Annotated in this window: 1 pseudogene; it reads left to right on the plus strand. The window is 73.7% G+C overall.

Annotated features, from left to right (window positions below):
• Nucleotides 1-483, plus strand: a pseudogene (locus LPA54_RS37195) (ABC transporter ATP-binding protein); the annotation flags it as partial.

The following is a 483-nucleotide window of genomic DNA, read 5'->3' on the forward strand; positions in this document are numbered from 1 at the left end:
GTGCTGCTCCTCGACGAGCCCGACAACTACCTGGACGTGCCCGGCAAACGCTGGCTGGAGGAGCGCCTCGCCGAGACCCGCAAGACGGTCCTCCTCGTCTCCCACGACCGGGAACTCCTCTCCCGCGCCGCCGAGAAGATCGTCTCCCTGGAACCGGGCCCCGCCGGCGCCGACGCCTGGGTGCACGGCGGCGGCTTCGCCACCTTCCACGAGGCGCGGCGCGAGCGCTTCGCCCGCTTCGAGGAGCTGCGCCGCCGCTGGGACGAGAAGCACGCCCAGCTCAAGAAGCTGGTGCTGACCCTGCGGCAGGCTGCCGAGAACAGCCCGGACATGGCGTCCCGCTACCGCGCCGCGCAGACCCGGCTGCGCAAGTTCGAGGAGGCGGGACCCCCGCCGGAGCCGCCGCGCGAGCAGGACATCCGGATGCGCCTCAAGGGCGGCCGCACCGGCGTCCGCGCCGTCACCTGCGAGCGGCTCGAGCTG

This window comes from Streptomyces sp. DH12 (assembly GCF_020873895.1).
Taxonomy (GTDB): Bacteria; Actinomycetota; Actinomycetes; order Streptomycetales; family Streptomycetaceae; genus Streptomyces.